At 69.4% G+C, this 19516-nt stretch carries 23 protein-coding genes; 10 read left to right on the top strand and 13 right to left on the bottom strand.

Annotated features, from left to right (window positions below; translation table 11 throughout):
* Nucleotides 1-72 precede the first annotated feature (72 nt).
* The 3 genes from trxA to H074_RS20245 are packed head-to-tail and all read right to left on the bottom strand — an operon-like array spanning nt 73 to nt 1242.
* A complete protein-coding gene (trxA, locus tag H074_RS20255) occupies nt 73-408 on the bottom strand; it encodes a thioredoxin (protein ID WP_007031920.1) in 336 nt (111 codons plus the stop codon).
* Nucleotides 409-804 carry a MerR family transcriptional regulator gene (locus H074_RS20250; RefSeq protein ID WP_007031919.1) on the bottom strand — a complete coding sequence of 132 codons (396 nt, stop codon included), beginning with the start codon at nt 802-804 and terminating at the stop codon, nt 409-411.
* 42 nt (nt 805-846) lie between these two features.
* Entirely contained in the window at nt 847-1242 is a 396-nt protein-coding gene (locus tag H074_RS20245) for a nitroreductase/quinone reductase family protein (RefSeq protein WP_007031918.1), read from the bottom strand.
* Nucleotides 1243-1300: 58 nt separating this feature from the next.
* Here H074_RS20245 and H074_RS20240 point away from each other — a divergent pair, with 58 nt between their 5' ends.
* Both H074_RS20240 and H074_RS20235 read left to right on the top strand, forming a co-directional pair.
* A complete protein-coding gene (locus H074_RS20240; RefSeq protein ID WP_007031917.1) occupies nt 1301-2131 on the top strand; it encodes an alpha/beta fold hydrolase in 831 nt (276 codons plus the stop codon).
* Nucleotides 2128-2667 carry a histidine phosphatase family protein gene (locus H074_RS20235; protein ID WP_007031916.1) on the top strand — a complete coding sequence of 180 codons (540 nt, stop codon included), beginning with the start codon at nt 2128-2130 and terminating at the stop codon, nt 2665-2667. Before H074_RS20240 ends, H074_RS20235 begins: the two co-directional genes overlap by 4 nt.
* Before the next feature lie 90 nt (nt 2668-2757).
* On the opposite strand, the gene H074_RS20230 is transcribed toward H074_RS20235, so the two are convergent.
* On the bottom strand, nt 2758-3879 hold the full coding sequence (locus H074_RS20230; protein ID WP_200865799.1) for a C40 family peptidase: 1122 nt from the start codon (nt 3877-3879) through the stop codon (nt 2758-2760).
* Nucleotides 3880-3959: 80 nt separating this feature from the next.
* Between H074_RS20230 and H074_RS20225 the strand changes: the two genes are divergently transcribed.
* From H074_RS20225 to H074_RS20205, 5 genes are all read left to right on the top strand, one after another.
* A complete protein-coding gene (locus H074_RS20225; protein WP_007031914.1) occupies nt 3960-4784 on the top strand; it encodes a biotin--[acetyl-CoA-carboxylase] ligase in 825 nt (274 codons plus the stop codon).
* A 97-nt stretch (nt 4785-4881) separates the two neighbouring features.
* The gene (locus tag H074_RS20220; protein WP_007031913.1) at nt 4882-5466 is read left to right on the top strand and encodes a PH domain-containing protein; all 585 of its coding nucleotides are present in this window, start codon (nt 4882-4884) and stop codon (nt 5464-5466) included.
* Nucleotides 5466-6398 (top strand): hydroxymethylglutaryl-CoA lyase, encoded by a 933-nt coding sequence (locus tag H074_RS20215; RefSeq protein WP_007031912.1) that lies wholly within the window; start codon nt 5466-5468, stop codon nt 6396-6398. The genes H074_RS20220 and H074_RS20215 overlap by 1 nt, the downstream gene beginning before the upstream one ends.
* 120 nt (nt 6399-6518) lie before the next feature.
* Entirely contained in the window at nt 6519-7319 is an 801-nt protein-coding gene (locus H074_RS20210) for a TNT domain-containing protein (RefSeq protein ID WP_039922934.1), read from the top strand.
* Complete coding sequence (locus tag H074_RS20205; RefSeq protein ID WP_007031910.1) at nt 7316-7591, top strand: hypothetical protein; 276 nt, start codon at nt 7316-7318, stop codon at nt 7589-7591. Before H074_RS20210 ends, H074_RS20205 begins: the two co-directional genes overlap by 4 nt.
* 1 nt (nt 7592) lies before the next feature.
* On the opposite strand, the gene hisN is transcribed toward H074_RS20205, so the two are convergent.
* Nucleotides 7593-8378: a histidinol-phosphatase gene (gene hisN, locus H074_RS20200; protein WP_007031909.1), complete on the bottom strand. Its 786-nt coding sequence runs from the start codon at nt 8376-8378 to the stop codon at nt 7593-7595.
* Between the two features lie 42 nt (nt 8379-8420).
* Between hisN and H074_RS20195 the strand changes: the two genes are divergently transcribed.
* The 3 genes from H074_RS20195 (at nt 8421) to H074_RS20185 (ending at nt 10989) form a co-directional block, all read left to right on the top strand.
* Nucleotides 8421-9125, top strand: coding sequence for a response regulator transcription factor (locus H074_RS20195; protein WP_007031908.1), 705 nt, complete (start codon nt 8421-8423; stop codon nt 9123-9125).
* 1 nt (nt 9126) lies between these two features.
* Complete coding sequence (locus H074_RS20190) at nt 9127-10410, top strand: ATP-binding protein (RefSeq protein ID WP_007031907.1); 1284 nt, start codon at nt 9127-9129, stop codon at nt 10408-10410.
* 108 nt (nt 10411-10518) lie between these two features.
* Nucleotides 10519-10989, top strand: coding sequence for a hypothetical protein (locus tag H074_RS20185; RefSeq protein ID WP_007031906.1), 471 nt, complete (start codon nt 10519-10521; stop codon nt 10987-10989).
* Here the strand turns inward: H074_RS20185 and H074_RS20180 are convergent.
* The 8 genes from H074_RS20180 to H074_RS20145 all read right to left on the bottom strand — a co-directional run bounded on the left by H074_RS20180 (nt 10967) and on the right by H074_RS20145 (nt 19305).
* On the bottom strand, nt 10967-11380 hold the full coding sequence (locus tag H074_RS20180; protein ID WP_007031905.1) for a hypothetical protein: 414 nt from the start codon (nt 11378-11380) through the stop codon (nt 10967-10969). The two genes, H074_RS20185 and H074_RS20180, sit on opposite strands and share 23 nt — an antisense overlap.
* A 4-nt stretch (nt 11381-11384) precedes the next feature.
* On the bottom strand, nt 11385-12017 hold the full coding sequence (locus tag H074_RS20175) for a helix-turn-helix transcriptional regulator (protein WP_007031904.1): 633 nt from the start codon (nt 12015-12017) through the stop codon (nt 11385-11387).
* 135 nt (nt 12018-12152) lie between these two features.
* Complete coding sequence (locus H074_RS20170; protein WP_007031903.1) at nt 12153-12800, bottom strand: response regulator; 648 nt, start codon at nt 12798-12800, stop codon at nt 12153-12155.
* 408 nt (nt 12801-13208) lie between these two features.
* Nucleotides 13209-14045 (bottom strand): NAD(P)H-binding protein, encoded by an 837-nt coding sequence (locus H074_RS20165; RefSeq protein WP_007031902.1) that lies wholly within the window; start codon nt 14043-14045, stop codon nt 13209-13211.
* Nucleotides 14046-14056: 11 nt separating this feature from the next.
* On the bottom strand, nt 14057-15415 hold the full coding sequence (locus H074_RS20160) for an MDR family MFS transporter (RefSeq protein ID WP_007031901.1): 1359 nt from the start codon (nt 15413-15415) through the stop codon (nt 14057-14059).
* A 246-nt stretch (nt 15416-15661) separates the two neighbouring features.
* Nucleotides 15662-16201, bottom strand: coding sequence for a GtrA family protein (locus H074_RS20155; protein ID WP_007031900.1), 540 nt, complete (start codon nt 16199-16201; stop codon nt 15662-15664).
* 358 nt (nt 16202-16559) lie between these two features.
* Nucleotides 16560-17060 (bottom strand): GtrA family protein, encoded by a 501-nt coding sequence (locus H074_RS20150; RefSeq protein ID WP_007031899.1) that lies wholly within the window; start codon nt 17058-17060, stop codon nt 16560-16562.
* A 10-nt stretch (nt 17061-17070) separates the two neighbouring features.
* On the bottom strand, nt 17071-19305 hold the full coding sequence (locus tag H074_RS20145) for a sigma-70 family RNA polymerase sigma factor (protein WP_007031898.1): 2235 nt from the start codon (nt 19303-19305) through the stop codon (nt 17071-17073).
* Nucleotides 19306-19516 lie beyond the last annotated feature (211 nt).

Below are 19516 nucleotides of genomic sequence, written 5' to 3'. Positions count from 1 at the left end.
CACAATTAACGTCCTCGTGAGTGGTAAGGACGGTTCTAACCGTCCTTACCACTCACGAGGACGGAAGGGTGCTCAGACGCCGGCCGGTCGCAGAACGGCGTCCAGGTCGGCGAGCAGCTTGGCCTTCGGCCGGGCGCCGACGGTCGTCCACACCGGACCGCCATCACGGAAGAGAATCAGTGTCGGCAGCGACATGACCTGATAATTCCTGGCCGTGAGCGGGTTTTCGTCGGAGTTGAGCTTGCGGATGAGCAGCGAGCCGGCGCGTTCCTCGGCGATCTCCGCGAGCACCGGCGCGATCATGTGGCAGGGCGGGCACCACTGCGCCCAGAAGTCCACCAGGACGGGCTTGTCCTGGTCCAGGACGAGCTTTTGGAAGGTTTCATCAGTGACGACGGAAAGGGACATTCAGGTCTCCTCGTTTCGCGGCACGACGACGCACGGCCCCGGTGGCGTTTTCAGCGCGCCGGCGAGCTTGGTCAGCAGGCTGTCCCGGACGTCGTTGAGCCTGGCCAGACAGGCGTCCACCTCGGCGAGTTTGCGTTGGTAGACCTCGATCGAATCGGCGCACGAGTCGCCGGTCTCGTGCCCGGCGCGCAGACACTCGACGAACGGCCTGGTGTCTTCGAGACTGAGCCCGACCGCTTGCAGGGTGAGGATCTCGTTCACCAGGCGGTAGTCGTCCTCGTCGTACTCCCGGTAGCCGTTCGACGCGCGCCGTGCGTCGAGAAGCCCTTGTGACTCATAGAAACGCAGCGCGCGGGTGGTGGTTCCGGTACGCGCGGCGAGTTCGCCGATCCGCATGGTTCCGAGCGTAAACCTTGCCCTTGGCGTCAAGGCAAACGTTCAGTCGTCGAGATCGACCCGGATGGTGAGGAGGTTCGTGCCGATCGCCCGCACGGCGGCGCTGTTGAACCTGGGCAGGGCCTTCAGCCGGGCGCGGGGGTCGTCGTCCGGAATCAGGTGCGCCGTGCCGGTGTGCCACCGGCCCTTGAGCCGGACCCGGACCCGCGGATCGGCCTGGATGTTGCGGACGTACTGCGACTTCTCGCCGAACTCCGAGACGATCCAGAACTCGCGGCCCACCCGGCGGCCACCGATCGGCGTCCGCCGGGGGACCCCGGACTTGCGGCCGGTGGTCTCCAGGATCGGCTGATTCGGCAGGCGGACGAGGATCGGGTTGCCGACGTGACGCTGGAAGGTCGTGGCCACCCGGTGCTTGATCTCGTGATAGCGCGACATGAGGTCCAGGGTGCCCGACGCCGCCGGTTTTCGTCGTCCGCGTCAGTACGCTCGATCCATGGTGAACGAGTCCGACGTGGACCTGGCGGACGGGACCGCACTGCACACCTACGACACGGGCGGGTCCGGTCCGGTGGTCTTCTGGCACCACGGGACCCCGAACATCGGCGCCCCGCCGGTCCCGCTGTTCCCGGCCGCCGAGCGGCTCGGGCTGAGGTGGGTCTCCTACGACCGGCCCGGTTACGGCGGTTCGTCGCGGCGGCCCGGGAGGGATGTCGCGTCGGTGGCGTCGGACGTCGAGAAGATCGCCGATGCCCTGGGGATCGAGCGGTTCGCCGTCTTCGGGCATTCCGGGGGCGGACCGCACGCGTTCGCCTGCGCGGCTCTGCTGCCGGAACGGGTTTCGGCGATGGTCGGCGTCGCGAGTATGGCCCCGTACGACGCCGATGGGCTGGACTGGTTCGCCGGAATGGGCGCCGCGGGCGTCGACTCACTGACGGCCGCCTTGGCGGGAAGGGAAGCGAAGGAGGAGTACGAGGCATCGGCCGGATACGACGCCGAGATGTTCACCGCGTCGGATCACGCGGCCTTGTCGGGTGACTGGAAGTGGATCCTCGAGGTCGTCGGTCCCGCGATCGAGGGCGGGCCCGACGGGCTGATCGATGACGACCTCGCGTACGTCGCGCTGTGGGGTTTTCACCCGTCCGACGTCAAGGCGCCGGTCCTGCTCCTGCACGGCGGCGAGGACCGGATCGCGCCGTTCGCGCACGGCGAGTGGCTGGCCCGGCAGTGCGCCACGGCCGAATCGCGCACGTTTCCCGAGGACGGGCACATCTCGGTTCTCCGCCGGGGGGAAGCCGCGCTCGAGTGGTTGTCCGATCGCTCATGACCTGCGACATCATCCTTGTCCGGCACGCCGAGTCCGTTCCGCCTTCGCCGGGGGAGCCCGACGACCCGGAGCGGCCGCTGACCTCGGCGGGCGTGGCGGCCGCGGAACTGCTCGCGCGCGAGCTCGCCGCGATGAATCCGACGGCGGTCGTGTCGAGTCCGTACCGGCGAGCGGTCGCGACGGTCGCGCCGGCGGCCAGGAGAGCCGGGCTCGAGGTCACGACGCACTGGGAGTTGCGCGAGTGGGACTCGGGCCTGGAGCCGACACCGGACTACGCCGTGCACTACGAGCGCAGCTGGGCCGATCCGGATTTCGCACGTCCGGGCGGCGAGAGCCTGCGCCGGCTGACGGCAAGGGCGATGGCCGCCGTCGATCGGCTCGCGGAGCAGCACGCCGGCGGTGTCGTGCTGGTGGGCAGTCATGGGACCTTCGTGTCCCGCCTGCTGGCCGGACTCAGGCCGGGAATCGACTGGCCGTTCTCCCGGGACATGCCGATGCCCGCCGTCCATCGGCTGTGCTGGCCCCGCCAGAGCTGAGCAGCGACTGGTCGGGCCGGTGAACGTCCCGAATCCTCCACGCTCGAGCGTCACAGCCGTCCGTTGGAACCATCCACGCCACTCAAGGGCTCAGGCCGCGGGCCGTCCGGCACCCGTGTAGTCGTCGCCCTTCGAGTGATACGTGTGGATCTGGATCGCCTGCCCCTCGGTGGGCGCGTTGATCATCAGGCCGTTCCCGAGGTACAGCCCGACGTGGTGGATCCGCGTCGCCGGGTTCCCGTAGAAGACGAGGTCGCCGAGTTTCGGTTCCTGACCGCCGGGCACCTGCGGCAGAGCCCGGAACTGGCTGTCCGCGGTCCGTGGGAGCGCGACTCCGGCTTCGTCGTAGGACGCCTTGGTCAGCCCGGAGCAGTCGAAGCCCGCTGCGCCCGCCTCGGGGCCGTTGCCGCCCCACACGTACGGGAGGCCCAGCTGGCCGAGGGCGAACCGGGTCGCCTTCACGGCGGGGCTGGCGGATCGCGCCGGGTCGAGGGACAGGGTCGCGTACAGCTGGGCGTTGCCCAGGACGCGCTGGCGGAACAGTTCGGCGTCGTTGCCCTTCCCGCCCTGGTAGCCGGCGATGGCCTTCCACCAGCCGTTGCCGCCGCCGAGGTCGGCTCCGGAAGCGCACAGGGCGCGGCCGGCTGCGACCGAGGCGGAATCGGGGTCGGCGAGCGCGGGTTTCGCGATGCCGGGGATCGACGCGCCGTGCTTCTTCCACTGCTGTGCCGACAGGCCGAGCGGGTTTTCGCCGCCACGCCCGTGGTTCGAGCTCGCCGCGCCGATCCCGGCCAGCGTGACCCAGGACAGGTGGCAGTTCGGCTGCTCGCCGCGCAGCGCCAGTTCGCCGTTCGCGTAGCCGATGAGCGACTTCGCCGGGATGTCGAGCGGCCCGGCGAGCTTGTCGGCCCACTCTTCGAGCGGCCGGGCGCCCTTCGGTGTCTCCTGCGCCTTGACCGGTGCGCTGACTTCGAGGACCGACGGACCCGCGCCGCCGCCGACGGTGGCCGGATCCTGCTTCGCGGCGGGAACGGGCACCGGCTGGCGCCCATCGGCCGGTGCGGGATCGTTGCCGCCCGCGAGCAGCCAGCCCGCCGTCGCGAGTCCCGCGACCAGCGGGAGGGCGACCAGGCTTCGCATCGCCACGCCGTGCGCCCACGACTTCTTCCGGCTGGCAGAGGACGCGCTCGGGGCGGACTCGGGCTCGGTCACGCCGTCCAGGTTATTGGAGACCACCTCTGGGTAACGAGCGAACGCCTTGCACGTTAGGGGGACTCTCATATTCTGGACGAATGAGTGAGACGGGAGCGCTCGACGCCGGGCGTCTGAGCGCCGCGCTGTCCGGCCGGTACGCCACGATCCAGGTCGTGGCGAGTACCGGTTCCACCAACGCTGACCTGCGGGAAGCCGCCGCGAAGGGGGCCGAGGACCGCACAGTGCTGATCGCCGAAGAGCAGACGGCCGGTGTCGGCCGCCGCGCGCGGCACTGGTCCTCGCCGAAGGGATCGGGCCTCTACGTCAGTGTGCTGCTGCGTCCGGGCGGCGTGCCGTTCGCCAATTTGGGTTCACTTTCCGTGGTCGCGGGCCTCGCGGTCCGGGAGGTCGCCGAGAGCCTGGGTGTCGACGCCGTCCTCAAGTGGCCGAACGACGTCCTGGCCGGCCCGGACCGCGCCAAATGCGCGGGCATCCTCGCGGAGGCCGTCGCCGGCGACGAGACCACCGTGATCCTCGGCATCGGCCTGAACGTGCTGCCGCTCGGCGAGAACGTCCCCGCCGGGCCCGGCGGCCTGGCCGCTACCTCGCTGGCCGAGCAGGGGGCGACCGAGACCGATCGCGCCGAGATCGCCTCACGGCTGCTCACCGGGTTCGACGAACTCGAACGCCGCTGGCGGCTCGCCGGCGGGTCGCTGGCCGAGGCCGGTCTGCTCGGGGACTACCGGCGTTACTGCGCCACGCTGGGCCAGGATGTCGAGGTCCAGCTGCCCGACGGCTCGTCGTTGACCGGTCGCGCCGCCGACATCGATCCCGCCGGCCAGCTCCAGGTCGACGTTCCCGGTGGTGAGCGGTACACGGTGTTCGCCGGAGACGTCGTCCACGTACGGCCCGCCAAGGCCTGATCCGTGCGTCTCGATTTCCGGCGTCTCCTCTTCCGCCGGGACCGTTCGCCGGTACGGTGAGCTCACCAGCGCCGAACACACTTTGGGAGCGTCCGTCGTGGCCTATCCGGACGATTTGCTCAGCGAGAACGAGCACGTCGTGGTGCACAGTCACCCGCATTTCAAGATGCTGATCTTCCCGTTCCTCGCGCTGATCGTCACGCTCGGCGTGGGGATTTGGCTGGCCGTCATCGCGAAGGACGCGACGGCCCCGTGGGACCTGATCTCCGAGATCGCGATCGCCGCGGTCGGGCTCGGTCTCGTCGTGTGGCTCTTCCTGGCGCCGTTCGTCCGCTGGCGCACGACGCACTTCATCGTCACCACGGACAGGCTGATCGCCCGCGAGGGTGTGCTCAAGCGGACCGGGATCGACATCCCGATGTCGCGGATCAACAGCGTCCAGTTCGAGCACGGGCTGCTGGACCGCGTGTTCGGCTGCGGCACGCTGGTGATCGAGTCCGCTTCGGACGAACCGCTGAAGTTCGACGACATCCCCAAGGTCGAGCGCGTGCACACGGTCATCTACCGCGAAGTCAACGACAACCCGTACGACGACTACGCGCCGCCCGCCGCTGGTGCGCCGCAGCAGACCGAACCGCTGCCGCCGCAAGGACACCCGCCGCGTGGAAACCGGCGCCGCTGATGGGCACGCGAGAGCTGGGGCTGCCCGACCGCGTCCCGTCCGCCGCCGCGCTGCCGGAGCGGGTGACGATCTGGGAGGTCGGGCCTCGTGACGGCCTCCAGAACGAGAAGTCGATCGTCCCGGTCGAGGTCAAACTCGAATTCCTGGGCAAACTCGCCGATTCCGGGCTGACCACGCTCGAGGCGACCAGTTTCGTGAGCCCGAAATGGGTGCCGCAGCTGGCCGACGCCGAGCAGCTCCTGGCCGGGCTCGACAAGCGCGAGGGCGTCCGGTACCCGGTGCTCGTCCCGAACGAGCGCGGGCTGGACAGGGCGCTGGAGGCCGGGGTTTCGCATATCGCGATCTTCGCCAGCGCCACCGAGACCTTCGCCAAGAAGAACCTCAACTCGACGGTGGACGACCAGTTCGCGATGTTCGAGCCGGTCGTCACGAGGGCGCGGGCCGAAGGTCTCGACGTCCGCGGGTACGTGTCGATGTGCTTCGGCGACCCGTGGGAGGGCGCCGTCCCGGCCCCGCAGGTCGCCGGAGTGGGTAAACGGCTCCTGGACCTGGGCTGCTCGCAGCTCTCGCTCGGGGACACCATCGGCGTCGCCACCGCGGGCCAGGTCGAGGCGCTGATCGGGGAGTTCTCCGACGTCGACGCCCTGGCCGTCCATTTCCACGACACCTACGGCCAGGCGCTCGCGAACACGCTGGCCGCCCTTCGCTGCGGCGTGTCCACTGTGGACTCCTCCGCCGGTGGGCTCGGCGGCTGCCCGTACGCCGAGTCGGCCACCGGAAACCTCGCGACCGAGGATCTCGTGTGGATGCTCGACGGTCTCGGCGTCGAAACCGGCGTCGACCTCGACGCGCTGGTGGCGACGAGCAAGTGGATGGCCGGGAAGCTGGGCAGGCCGGCTCCGTCCCGGGTGGTCAACGCGCTCGCCGGCTGAGGTTCGCCGCGCTTTCGGGTATCCGCCGACGAGAACGCCGTCCGGCGCTAAGGTCGTAGCGCGTCCTGTCCGCTGCCTCCCCCGTTCATCGGTGGGAACCGATTCCTTGGGGGAGGTGCGGTGACCGATCCGAGCGAGGCCGGAACGGGCCCGATCCGGCTGCCTGCCGAGTACGACGCTCCGACACCACCACACGGGGTGCGCGCTCCGTACGCGCCTTCGCCGTGGCCGTCCTCGGTGGCGCCCTTGCGGGTGCCTTTCCCGCCGAGGCCCGCCGCCCCGCCACCCATGGGGGCGTTGCGGACGGAACGCGAGAGCGTGATCGCGCTGTTCCTCGTGCACATGTTCCCGATCGGGCACCTCCCGGTCGTGATGGGCAAACCCGCGCGTCAGCTGCCGCTGCCCGACGGCGGTTCCGGCCCGCAGGACCACCCCGAGGCGGACGTGCTCGACGACCTGGACGCGTTGTCCCATGTCAGCAGCGGTTTCCGGCGCTCGCCGACGACTCCGGCCGCCGTTCCGCCGCAGGCGTTGACCAGAGGACACCATCCGTGGGGCGAAATGTCCGAAGAGGACTGGAGAGAGCGCTTCGTGACCGGAACGGACTATCTGTGGCCGGACGGTGCCGACCCGGCGACGCCGACGATGCTCGAGGCAGGTACTCATCTCGACCGCTTCGGGGATCAGCACGGCCGGGTGTTCGCCGAGGACGCGACCCTGTTCCCCATGCGCTCGTTGCCGCCGGACCAGGCCGGTGCCTACCGGCGTTACCGCGTCGTCCGGCCGTTGCCGGTCTGGCGCTCGGTGACCGCCGGATGGTTCGGGCAGCCGGGCGGCGGAGTGCGCTTTCGCACGGTGCTGGGCGCCGATGAACTCGTCACGCTGGGCTTCCTGGCGGACGTCACGGGGGAGGTTCGGTGAACACGGGGACGATCTTGCGGTGGCTGGCAGCGCTGGGCGTGCCGCCCGAAGTGGTCTCGGTCGGCGCGGAGGTGGACAACGCCTGGTGCCTCATGCGCACGGAGGAAGAGGGAGCCGAGCCCGCCTGGGAGGTCTTCTGGCGGGAGCAGGGCAACCGGTACGACTGGGCGCGGTTCACCAGCGAACAGGTCGCCTGCCACTACCTCTTCGGACGTCTCGCCTGGTCGCAGGTCGCGCGCGGCGCCGTCGGCCTGCTGCCCGGCGCGCAGTGACTCAGCGCTTCAGGATCGCCAAGGCCTCGTCGTGGAGCAGGCCGTTCGTCGAAAGCGCCGAGCCGTTGTCGTAGCGCGCTTCGCCGTCGAGGTCGCTGAACCGGCCACCGGCTTCGGTGATCAGCACCTGGGCCGCGGCGACGTCCCACGGGTTCACGATGCATTCCGCGGTGACGTCGAGCGCGCCCTCGGCGACCAGGCAGTGGTGCCAGAAATCGCCGAAAGCGCGGCTTTCCCAGCACGCGTTGACGAGGTCGAGGTACTTCTCGCGTGAGTGGTACTCCACCCACGAGTTCAGGTCCGTTGTGGACAGATACGCGTCTTCGAGCGAGGCCACCTTCGACACCGAGATACGGCGTTCTCCGGCGGAGTCGCTCATCCAGGCACCGTCACCGGTGGCCGCCCACCAGCGGCGGCCGAGCAGCGGCGCGCTGATCATGCCGACCACGGGCGTGCCGTCTTCGACCAGCGCGATCAGTGTCGCCCAGACAGGGACGCCGCGCAGGAAGTTCTTGGTCCCGTCGATCGGGTCGAGCACCCAGGCGCGGCCGGTCGCGGCGGTGCCGCCGCGCTCCTCGCCGAGCACCGCGTCTTCCGGGCGGTCCGTGGCGAGGATCGCGCGGATGGCGTCCTCGACGGCGGTGTCCGCGTCGGTGACCGGTGTCCGGTCGGGTTTGCGTTCCACGGCCAGGTCGAGCGCGCGGAACCGGGCGGTGGTGATGGCGTCGGCGGCGTCGGCCAGCCGGGTGGCGAGTTCCAGATCATTCTCGTAGCCAGGCACGGTCACGATGGTTTCACGCCCGGCAGTCGTAGAGTTGACCAGGTGAGCATGGTGCTACTCGCCGAGGACGACCCGGCCATCGCCGATCCGCTTTCCCGCGCACTCCAGCGGGAGGGGTACGACGTGCGTGTCGTCGGCGACGGGCCCGCCGCTCTGGACGCGACCGAAGGCGACCGGGTGGATCTGCTGGTCCTCGATCTCGGCCTGCCCGGCATGGACGGGCTCGAAGTGTGCCGCCGCCTGCGCGCCAGCGGCACCGAGGTGCCCGTGCTGATGCTCACCGCGCGCACGGACGAGGTCGATTTCGTGGTCGGGCTCGACGCCGGCGCCGACGACTACGTCGCCAAGCCGTTCCGGCTGGCCGAACTGCTGGCCCGCATCCGGGCGCTGCTCCGCCGACGGGCACCCGACGTGCTCGAAGCCGGGGGAGTGCGGATGGACCTCGGTGCCCGGATGGTCACCGTGGACCTGCACGAGGTGCAGCTGGCGAACAAGGAGTTCGAGCTGCTCCGGGTGCTGATGAGCCGCGCGGGCCAGGTGGTCAGCCGTGACGAGATCCTCGCCGAGGTGTGGAACGACCTCGAATCGAAGACCTCGAAGACCCTCGACATGCACATGTCGTGGCTCAGACGGAAGCTCGCCATCGCGGCCGACGAAGCCGCGGGCCGGGCGGGCAAACCCGGCGGGAACGGCGACGGCGAACGGCGGATCGCCACGGTCCGCGGCGTCGGCTTCCGCTTCAACGCGGAATAGCATGCGACGACGCATCCTCCTGGCGATCCTGCTCGCCGTCGCGGTCACCGCGGCGGTGCTGGGCATCCCGCTGGGGATCACCGCGTGGCAGCTGGTCGAGAACCTCAACCGCGAGAACCTGGCATCCTCGGCCCGCGGGATCGCGGCGACGCTGGACAACGAGATCGCCGTCGGCCAGCCGATCAATCTCGACCTGGTCCGGGTGGGCGTCCCGCAGGGCGGTTTGCTGACCGTCCGCGCGCAGGGGCAGATCGAGAAGCGCTACGGCTCCGACCCGGGTACCGACGTGGTGTCCGAGCGGGCGCCGATCGCGTTGCACGGCGAAGTCGAGCTGGCCGTGCCCGCCGGGCCGATGCGCACCCGCCAGACCCAGGTGACGCTGCTGGTGGTGCTGCTGGTCGTGCTGTCGGTGGGCACCGGCACGGTGGTCGCGACGGTGACCGCGCGAAGGCTCGCGAAACCGCTGAGACACGTCGCGGATCGCGCGGTCAAACTCGGTGGCGGTGACTTCCGGCCGGATCCCAAGCGCTACGGCGTCGGCGAACTCGACATGGTCGCCGAAGCACTCGACGCGTCCGGTTCGGCGCTCGCGCAGCTCGTCCAGCGAGAACGCCAGCTCGTCGGCGACGTCTCCCACCAGCTGCGGAGCCGGTTGACCGCGTTGCAGCTGCGGCTCGAACCGCTCACCGTCCACTCCGACCAGGATGTCGTCGACGAGGCGAAGGCCGCGCAGGAACAGGCGGACCGGCTCGCCGAGGCCCTCGACGAGTTGCTGGCCGCCGCGCGGGCGGCGCGCGAGGTCAGCGCGGAACCGGTGAATCTGCCGGAAGTGCTCCCCGAGGTGTCCGAAGAGTGGCGACAGCTGCTTCGTGCCGAAGGAAGGCATCTGCGGATCCGCGTCACCGATGGGCTGAGGGCGAGGGCGACGCCCGGCCGCTTGCGCGAGGTCGTCGGCGTCCTGCTCGACAACGCGCTCCGCCACGGCGCGGGAACGGTCACGCTCGCCGCCCGGCGCGGCGACACGGAAGGCACCGTCGTCATCGAGGTCGCCGACACCGGATCGGGCGTGCCGGACGAACTGGCGCCGCACATCTTCGAACGCGGATTCTCCGGCGGCGGGTCGACCGGCGTCGGGCTGGCGCTCGCCCGCGCGCTCATCGAGGCCGACGGTGGCCGGCTGGAGCTGTCGAGCAAACAACCGGCGGTGTTCAGCCTCTTTCTGAAGGTGCCCCGACCGGGTGATGTGGCCGAAGTGCGGTGGCCGGCCGAGCGGGTCCCTCGCTGAAGAAACGCTCGAAGGATTTCCCGATCGGGCAAGGCCGCGGAAGCGCGCCGACCTACCGTCGGGAGGGTGCGTGCGACGGCGTTACGGTACCGCCCTCCGGTGAGTCCGGTGGCCGCGGCGACCCTGGAGATCGGCAAGGTGGCGGTCACCGTGCGGTTGTCGTTCGACGGCGCTCTGTACGGGTGTCGCCGGCCGCCCGGCGTGGTGGAGCGGATGGAGGCCGAAGCTCTGGACCTGCTCTCGAAGGGCTTGTTCGTCAGCGGGATCGACACCCCGGTCGCGACCGTCACCGGAGCGGCGGGCCACCGGTTCGTCCAGGAGCGCGCCGTGTTCCAGCCGCCGGACAGCCGGCTCTACCAGGGCCTGTGCGGGGTCGGCGCCAGCCGGAACGGGCTGACCTTGACCGGCATACTCGGCTACCGCCTCGAAGTCCGCGCGGGCTGGGCCCGGCGGGCCGGTGAACGCGGCCCGCCCGAGACGGCCGCCGAATGGTGCGAGCTCTTCGGCGGGCAGCTGGCGTCCATCGGCGGGGTGGTCCTGCGGCGGGCCTCGGTGCTCAGTCTCGGTACTCCGCCGTGATCGTGACGACGAACGCCGCACGGGCGGGCAGGCCGAGGCTGACCCACAGCCCGGTCGGATCGGTTTCCCCGAGGGCCATCCGCAACGGCTGCTCGTCGACCGTGAGGAACTCCGTCCCGAGCAGGACCCGCAGCGACCGGTCGAGCAGGGTGTGCTCGTCCCGTACCTTGTCCGCCTGCGCGGTGACCAAATAGGACAGTTCACACCGCTTCGCCCGCACGGCGCCGGTTCCCGGGCCGGCGCCGTGCAGGGCGAAGAGGAACAGATCGACGCTCGACATCCGCGTCCCGGTCTGCCAGGTGGGTTTCGGCGGATCAAGCCGGACCACCGTCCCCTCCGGCAGATGAGGTGCGATGAGCCGGCACAACGCCTCGTCGACCTGGGTGATCACGGTGTCAGATCAATCCCTCGCGCAGTGCGTAAGCCACCGCGTGCGAGCGGTTCCGGAGCTGGAACCGGTTGGTCACGTCGTGCAGGATGCTTTTCACCGTGCGCTGCGAATAGCAGAGCTGGTCGGCGATCTCCTGCGTCGAGAACCCCGACGCGACCAGCTTGAGCACCTCGGTCTCCCGGCTGCTCATGCCACCGAGGTGCAGGCCGCGCGGCTGCAGCACCTGGCGCTGCAGCCGTGAGACCCGGTGAAGCAGCCTGCCGAGCAAGTCGGGCGGCAGCGCGCCTTCCCCGGCCGCGGCCGCCTTGATCAGCCGGACCAGGACGTCGGCACCCGCATCGGAGCGGCGGGCGACCGCGCAGACGCCGTGCTCGATGGCGCCGAGGATCTCGTTGTCGTCGACTTCCCCCGCGATGAGCACGATGCGGGTGAACCCCTGGTGATGCAATGCGGACAGCAGTTGTGTCATCGCCTCGTCGAGGCGGTCGGTGACCAGGAGGGCCACCATGGTCGGGTCGGCGGTCTCCCCGTCCACCAGCCAGACGTCGTCACGGGAGCGGAGCGTCGCGCAGACGCCGTTGTGCAGGATCGGGTCGGTGGCGCGGACGACCACCGGTGTCCGGTTCGGTTCGAACATGTGATTCCCATTCCCCTCGAACGGTGCGAGGGTCCCACCCCTCGCACTGCTCACCTTGCCGGGTGAGGTGTCCCGGGCGCATGGGACTCCGGTCCCGAAATTGCCCGAAAAGCCGCCCTTATCGGGGTCGCTTTTTCAACGGCCTAACCCTGCTTCGCGGGCGCGCACGATCGCTTCGGCGCGGTCCGCGACGTGGAGTTTGCTGAAGACGTTCGAAATATGGTTTCGCACGGTTTTGGGGCTGAGACACAGAGTGCTGGCGATGACGGTGTTGCTGTGCCCGCACGCGATGAGCGAGAGGACCTCTCGCTCGCGGACGGTGAGTTCCGGGAACAGCGTGTCCGTGCTCGGCTGAGTGTGGTTGAAGAAGCCGAGAACTCGCGTCGCGATGTCGGGCCCGAAGATCGCTTCGCGCCTCGCGACGGCGTGAACGGCACGAATGATTTCGTCGGGTTCCGCGTCTTTCAGCAGATATCCGCGGGCTCCGGCGCGCATCGCGGAGAAAACGGATTCGCTCTCGTCCGCCATGGTCAGCATGAGCACGCCGACGTCAGGCCGTTCCGCGACGATGTGCCGGGTCGCTTCGGCGCCACTGATGTCGGGCAAATGCAGGTCCATGACCACGACGTCGGGCCCGAGGGCGCTCGCCGCGCTGATCGCGTGCGCGCCGCTCGCGGCCTCGCCGACCACGTCGATCAGCGGTTCGTTGGCGAGCAGCGTGCAGACCCCGAACCGGAACAGCGGATGGTCGTCGACCACGAGCACGCGAAGGCGTTCGTTCATACGGTTCCCCCTGTCTCCCCGACGCGGCACGTTAGCCAGAGGGCCGGTCACGGACAACGCGTGGTCCGGACAGCGGACCGGCGAGGATTAAACGCCTGATGAGTGTCGCGTATCGCGGAAGCTCGCCCAAGCGATTAACCCTTTCGGCCCAGGCCAGGTCTTGTTGAGGGGTAGGGCAAAGGTGTCCTGGTAGTGGTGGGGGCTCGTGAGTGGTAAGGACGGTTCTAACCGTCCTTACCACTCACGAGCCCCACCGCGGTCCGCCGCTCAGATCACCTGAAGTACGTGAAGGCCTCCTTGCCTACCCTGAAGGTAGTGAAGGAGGCCTTCACGGACTCTGAGCTCAAGGGGCCCTCATGGACCCGGACTCAGCGCGGTAGCAAAGGTCCCTTGCTCCCTTTCCGCAGGTCAGGCAAAGGCGGCGGCGTGCTCGCGAGCCCAGTCCGCGAACGTCAGCGGAGCCCGGCCGAGGAGTTCGCGAACGGTGTCGAACACGATCTCCTCGTTCCCGGCGGACTGCCGTTTGAGCTCGAAGATCCCATCGACCGCCGAAGCGGGCCAGCCGTACCCGAGCATCCGGGCCCGAGAATCGGCTTCGGGTTCTTCGACGTACGTCAGCGGTCGCCCGAGCGCGTCACCGAGGATCTCGACCTGCCGCCGCGTCGTGAGTGCTTCGCCGCCGGTGATCGGGTACGTCTTGCCCGCGTGCCCATCGGTGGTCAGCACGGTCGCGGCCACTTCGGCGATGTCGCGGACGTGCACCAGCGCGGACGCCGGATCGCCTTCGGGGACGCGGACGACCCCGTCGCCGCGCACGGCGTGCAGCCAGGCGAACCGGTTGTCCATGAACGTGCCGGGACGCAGGATCGTCCAGTCCGGTCCGGCCTCGCGCACTGCCCGCTCGGCCTCGGCGTGCACGAGCGAGATCGGGTCGGTCTGTCCGAAGTGGACGCCGGTGGTGGAGAGTTTGACGACGTGTGTGACGCCGGTGGCGGCCTTGAGCACGGCTCGTTCCTGGGCGAGCGGATCCGAGCCGTGCCCGGAGGTCAGGACGAACACGCGGTCGACGTCGTCGAGCAGCGCGGGATCGAAGGCGTCGAGGTCGCCGGCGGCGACCTCCGCACGCGGATCGACGCGGGCGCGGGCGGGGTCGCGTGTCAGGGCACGAACACGAGCGCCCCTGTCCAGCAGAGCCGGAACGAGCTCGCGCCCGATTTTGCCGGTGGAACCGAGAACGAGGATCATCGAAAGACTCCTTAGTGGTTGCGCCGCAACGAAACGCGCGGCAGGAAGAGGGAAGCGGCGAGGCCGACAGTCAATGCGGGGACCATCACCCAGAACACGCCGTTGAGCGCGGAGGAGTAGCCGGAGGGACTGTCGTCGGCGAAGGCGTTCGTGAACACCGCGCCGAAAACGGTCAGCCCGGCCGTGGTGCCGAGGGAACGCAGGAAGCCGACGGTCGCCGAAACGGCGCCGAGATCGGTCCGGGCGACGTTCTGCTGGGCCGCCATGGAAAGTACCTGCATGTTGAGCCCGGCCGCCGCGCCGAACACGACGAGATAGGCGACGACGAGTGGCAACGGCGTCGTTTCGTCCATTGTGGACATCGCGAACGCGGCGATGAGGCCGAGGATCATGCTGAGGATCGGTGCCCAGCGGTAGGCGCCGGTCTTGGCGATGACGCGGCCCGCGACCATCGACGACGCGGCGACCGCGAGTGTCATGGGCAGCAGCAGGAGTCCGGCCTCCGAAGGGCCGGCGCCACCCGCGGTCTGCAGGAAGAGTGCCAGGTAGTTGACCGAACCCAGGAAAACGAACCCGGCCGCGGCACTGGCCAGCACGCTCAGGCTGAACATCCTGGCGCGGAACAGCCGGAGCGGGATGACCGGTTCGGCCGCCCGGCGCTCGATGAGCAGGAAGGCGACGAGCAGCACCACGCCGATCGACGCCGACAGCGGCGTGGCCAGTGTCAGGCCGACGATCGCGCCGGACAGGATGACGATGCCCGCGAAATCGAACGGCGCGGTCGTCCGGCGTCGTTCGAGCCGAAGGAATCGCGCGACGACGCCGAGCGCGACCAGCCCGATCGGCACGTTGAGTCCGAAGATCGACCGCCAGCCTGCCAGGTCGGTCAGGACGCCGCCGACGACAGGGCCCGCCAGTGAGGACCCGGCGAAGCAGATCGAGAACCAGGCGAAGTAGCGGGCGCCTTCGCGACCCGGGAACAGTTCGCCGATGATCGCGGCGACCGCGACGAACAGGCCGCCGGAGCCGATGCCCTGCAGGACGCGGGCGGCGATCAGCAGTGGCATCGTCGGCGCGAGCGCGCAGGCGAGGGAGCCGAGGACGAACAGCGCGATCGCGACGAGCACGACGGGCTTGCGGCCGAAGAGGTCGCCGAGTTTTCCGTAGACGGGAGCGCTGACGCTGCCCGCCAGCAGATAGGCGGTGGTGACCCAGGCGAACGACGCGGTGCCGCCGAGTTCGCCGACCATCCGCGGCAGGGCGGTCGCGACGACCTGGGCGTCGAGCATCGCCAGGAACACGGCGGCGAAGAGCCCGACGAGGGCAAGGGTGTTTCGGGCGCGCGGAGGCGCGCCGAGAGTGGTGCTCAAGAAAGAGATCCGTTCACTGGAAGAAACGAGGGAACGCGAGGGACGCGGGGCAGTGCTCGAAAGCAGCCCGGGTCCCCGCCAAGACGGGAAAAGGCTCAACCGTCATCCGAACCGGATGCGGTCCTCTTCGCGCTTGGCGATCACCTCGTATTCGTCCCGCTCGACCGTACGAACCCGGCCGGCGTCATCAATGAAGGAACGTTGACATGGATGACCCTAGACAATCACATGTCTTTTGACAAGTACTTAGCGGAGAGGAACGACGTCGTCGTCCGGCTCGTCGCTGTCCCGGCGGCGTTTGCCCAGCTCATCCGGGAAGACCCACTTCTTGAAGCCCCAGAAGCGGAAGAACATCGCCAGCAGCATGCCGATGATCGATCCGCTGGTGAAGTCCGCGAACTCCTGGACGAACCGGGTCACGTGCGGCACTTCGAGATCGAAGATGTAGCGCGACGTGTAGAGCGGGATCAGGTTGACCACCACGGCGATGCCGCTGATCACGAAGAAGAGCGCCGCCTCGTGATGCCGCTCGCGGCCGCCGCGCGTCCGGAAGGACCACTCGCGGTTGAGGATGTAGGACACGATCGTCGCGACGATGATCGCGATGGCCTTCGCCGTGGTCGGCTTCGACTCCAGCACGCTGAGTTTCAGCAGGTACCAGACGCCGTTGTCGACCAGGAACGTCGTGCCGCCCACGATCGCGAACTTCAACAGCTCACGGTGCTTGATCAGCACGGATCGGAGCGGCTCGGGCGTCCTGGAGAGGACGGATTCGACCACGGTCACCGGATCAGTCTAATTCGCGTCACCCGTCGAACGGGTCGGCAGGGGATGGGCAGCGCGATATATGACCCTTTGGGTGTTTTCGGGGAACGTAAATCCGTGAAGGTCCCCTTCATTCGGCTCAGGGCTGTCGTGGCCCGGTCACAAGGTCACGCCACCCAGTGACGGTGCTCGCCATCGCGCCACGAAGCCGAGTGGGGAGGGTTCAGGACGTTCAACGTCCCAAATCTTCCCCGCTCAACCTCCGCCGGGTACCTGACCGACCACCCCGCCCGCCCCGGGGGAGCAAGGGACCTTTGCTACCGTCCGGTCGTCTGACCTGCGAAAAGAGAGCAAGGGACCTTTGCTGCCACCCGGCGGCTCAAGCCGCGGAATCGTCGGGAATGTCGGAAGTCTCCCGCCCGCCGCCCCGCAGCAGCCGCGGCCGCGCGCCGGCTTCCGGGAAGACCCACTTCTTGAACGACCACCAGCGGAACGCCGTGCCGAGCAGGGTCCCGATGATCACGCCGCTGACGAAGTCGGCGATCTCCTGAGCCAGCAACCCGACGTGTGGTTGCTCCAGCTTGAACACGTACCGCGAAACCAATTGCGGAAGCGCGTTGAGGCCGAGCGCGATAGCGCTGAGCAGGAAGAAGAGCGCCGCTTCGTGGGCACGCTCACGGCCGCCGCGGGAGCGAAAGGACCATTCGCGGTTCGCGACGTACGAGAAAACGGTCGCCACCAAGACACCGATGATCAGCGCGGTCACCGGTTTGTCGGTCAGCACGGTGAACTTCAGTCCGTAGGTGATCGTCATCGTGATGACGAAACTCGCGCCCCCGACCAAAACGAACCGCAGTAGTTCGCGATGCTTCCCCCGCATGCGGGCGACGCTACTGGAAAATACGGTCGACCACTCCGTTGGGCTGGGTGGACGGCTTGGACTTGCCGGGTTGCGGCGGCGCGCTCGTGGTCGTCGTCGGCTGGGCCGGTTCTTGCTGCGTAGGCTCCGAAGGCGTCACGGACGGCGAAGGCTTCTTCGGAGGAACAGGCCACCCAGGTCGCCCAGGCTTCGTCGTGTCCGGAGCGACCGAAGGCTTCGAAGTGACCGAAGGCAGCGAAGGCGCCGTAGTCGGCGGAAGCAGCGCGTTGTCGTCACACCAGTGGTGCCAGCAGCCGAAGTAGACCGCGACCGGCTTCGCCTTGGCGACACCGAGGGTGGCGTTCACCGTCACCGGCATGTTGTCCGCCGGACGGCCCTTCAGCAGCACCATCAGGTTCGCCTGGCGCCCCGGAGCCAGCGAGCCACGCGAAGTGCATGACGCACCTTCGCCGGTCGGAGTGCATCGGATGCCGGAGAAGCTCCACGAGTAGAGAACGCGGTGGTCGAGAGTGATCGTCACCGGCTTCGTCGACTCGCCGGTGTTCTTGACCTGGATGGTCACCCGCGGGTTGCGGTTCCAGGGGAGCGCGGACAGCCCGTCACTTTCGGCGCTCAGGACGAGGTCGTCCACGGGCGCTGGCGGCGCCGGCACCTTGACCTTCACCTCGACTCGAACGTTGATCTGCGCGCCCGCCGTCACCGAACCTTTGACCACGCTGCCGTCCTCGGCCGTTTCGTCCGCGAGCAGCCGGAACCTCAGCACCGCGGACTGTCCCGGTTCGAGGCCGGTACCGGTCCGGCAGGTCACCGTGCCGGTACCGCCGGGGCAGTTCACCGCGATCGGAGCGGGCGCCTGCTGCCGGAAACCGCTGGCGCCCATCGCGCCACCGCCGCCGGCGGCGGGAACGGCCCGCACGCCCTTCGGCAGAGTCAGCGAGACCGCCACGGGCTCGGACTTCGATCCGCCGTCGTTGCGCACGGTGATCGGCAGGTCGGCCGCTTCGCCGGGCTTGAGCTGGACACCGCCGGGCGGGGTCGACGCCGTCATCACCGGCGAAGGCGCGGGCGGTTCGGCGGGTGACGGAGTCGGGGCTGGAGTCGGCGCCGGAGCCGGAGCCGGAGCCGGAGCCGGAGCCGGGGGTGGCACCTGCTGAGCGGGAGGCACGGGCTGCTGAGCAGGCGGGACCGCGGGCGGCACTGCGGGCGGGACGGCCGGTGCGGGCGCGGGTGCCACGGCGGGCGGCGGGACCGCGGCGGCAGCCGGGACCTCCTGGGTGCCGCCACCGGCGGCGAGCGCCACCGCCACGGCGGCGACGATGGCCGCGCCCGATCCGGCCACCCCGGCGAACTGGCGCGGTCCGGCCGCGGCGGCACCGGCGGCCCCGCCCGAAGTCGAACCCGCGGCGGCGGCCGCGGTGACCGCGCTCGCCTTGCCCGCCCCTGTCGTCGCCAGGTAACCGAGAGCCGCGCCACCGAGCACGATCGGCGCGATGATCCCGCGCAGACCGGTGTTGACGTCGGCCAGTTCCGCGGCCAGCGCGCGGCATTTCTCGCATTCGTCCAGGTGGCTCTCCACCTGGGCACGTTCTCGTTTGGACAACCCGTCGCGGGTCCACGCGCCGAGCTTGTCCGCGCTCGCGCGGCAGCGTTCGGCGGAGTTCTCGGCCAGGTGGACCTGCAGGTAGGCCTGCCGCAGGCCTTCACGGGCGCGGTAGGCGAGCGCGGAGACACCGTTCGCGGTCAGTCCCAGCAGCGGCGCGACCTCGGCGGGGGTCTGCCCCTCGATCTCGGTGTGCCACAGCACCGCCTGCCACCGCTCGGGCAGCCGGGCGAACGCTTTCGCGGCGAGCGTGCGCTCAAGCCCGGCGACGGCGGTGTCGGAGAAGGGGACAGTCAGCGCTTCGCCGACGGCACCGCCGACGTCGGACATGTCCTCGTTCAGGTCGACGCGCTTGTCCTTGCGCGTCTTGTCGTAGGCGGTGTGCCGGAGCGCGGTCAGCAGGTACGCGCGGAAGGCGGCGTCGGGGCCTTTGCCGCCGCGCAGCGTGTCCAGCACCTTCGCGAAGGCTTCCGAAACGAGGTCGTCGGCTTCGGAACTCGAGCGGGCGAGCTGACGGGCGAGGTTGTGCGCCGCGCCGGCGTGACGCTCGTAGAGGGTTCCGTAGGACGCGATCTTCCCGTCACGCACCTCGGCGATCAGCTCGGCGTCACTCCTACCGGAGAGATCGGCGGGAACGGTGGACACGGGGCTCCTTCATCTGCTGGTTCGGCGGGTCTACTGTCTTAAACGCCCGAACCCGCTCAGTGTGACGGACTGGGCGACGCACGTCACCTCGCGGTCCCGTCGATGACCCGGAGAGCGCAACACCTTCACCCACCCTGGGTTACCGAAGAGTTCGGAAAGATCCTTGGAAAACGCCGTCACGCCCGGCGTGGACCGGCGTCCCCACCGTGAA

Origin of the sequence: Amycolatopsis decaplanina DSM 44594 (genome assembly GCF_000342005.1) — a bacterium.
In the GTDB taxonomy this organism is placed as follows: domain Bacteria; phylum Actinomycetota; class Actinomycetes; order Mycobacteriales; family Pseudonocardiaceae; genus Amycolatopsis; species Amycolatopsis decaplanina.
This window is presented reverse-complemented; position numbering and strand designations above follow the sequence as displayed.

Excerpts from the sequence above, each read along its gene's own strand:
- trxA (WP_007031920.1), bottom strand. The coding sequence starts at position 408 with ATGTCCCTTTCCGTCGTCACTGATGAAACCTTCCAAAAGCTCGTCCTG.
- H074_RS20250 (WP_007031919.1), bottom strand. The coding sequence starts at position 804 with ATGCGGATCGGCGAACTCGCCGCGCGTACCGGAACCACCACCCGCGCG.
- H074_RS20245 (WP_007031918.1), bottom strand. The coding sequence starts at position 1,242 with ATGTCGCGCTATCACGAGATCAAGCACCGGGTGGCCACGACCTTCCAG.
- H074_RS20240 (WP_007031917.1), top strand. The coding sequence starts at position 1,301 with ATGGTGAACGAGTCCGACGTGGACCTGGCGGACGGGACCGCACTGCAC.
- H074_RS20235 (WP_007031916.1), top strand. The coding sequence starts at position 2,128 with ATGACCTGCGACATCATCCTTGTCCGGCACGCCGAGTCCGTTCCGCCT.
- H074_RS20225 (WP_007031914.1), top strand. The coding sequence starts at position 3,960 with ATGAGTGAGACGGGAGCGCTCGACGCCGGGCGTCTGAGCGCCGCGCTG.
- H074_RS20215 (WP_007031912.1), top strand. The coding sequence starts at position 5,466 with ATGGGCACGCGAGAGCTGGGGCTGCCCGACCGCGTCCCGTCCGCCGCC.
- H074_RS20195 (WP_007031908.1), top strand. The coding sequence starts at position 8,421 with ATGGTGCTACTCGCCGAGGACGACCCGGCCATCGCCGATCCGCTTTCC.
- H074_RS20190 (WP_007031907.1), top strand. The coding sequence starts at position 9,127 with ATGCGACGACGCATCCTCCTGGCGATCCTGCTCGCCGTCGCGGTCACC.
- H074_RS20175 (WP_007031904.1), bottom strand. The coding sequence starts at position 12,017 with ATGTTCGAACCGAACCGGACACCGGTGGTCGTCCGCGCCACCGACCCG.
- H074_RS20170 (WP_007031903.1), bottom strand. The coding sequence starts at position 12,800 with ATGAACGAACGCCTTCGCGTGCTCGTGGTCGACGACCATCCGCTGTTC.
- H074_RS20165 (WP_007031902.1), bottom strand. The coding sequence starts at position 14,045 with ATGATCCTCGTTCTCGGTTCCACCGGCAAAATCGGGCGCGAGCTCGTT.
- H074_RS20150 (WP_007031899.1), bottom strand. The coding sequence starts at position 17,060 with ATGCGGGGGAAGCATCGCGAACTACTGCGGTTCGTTTTGGTCGGGGGC.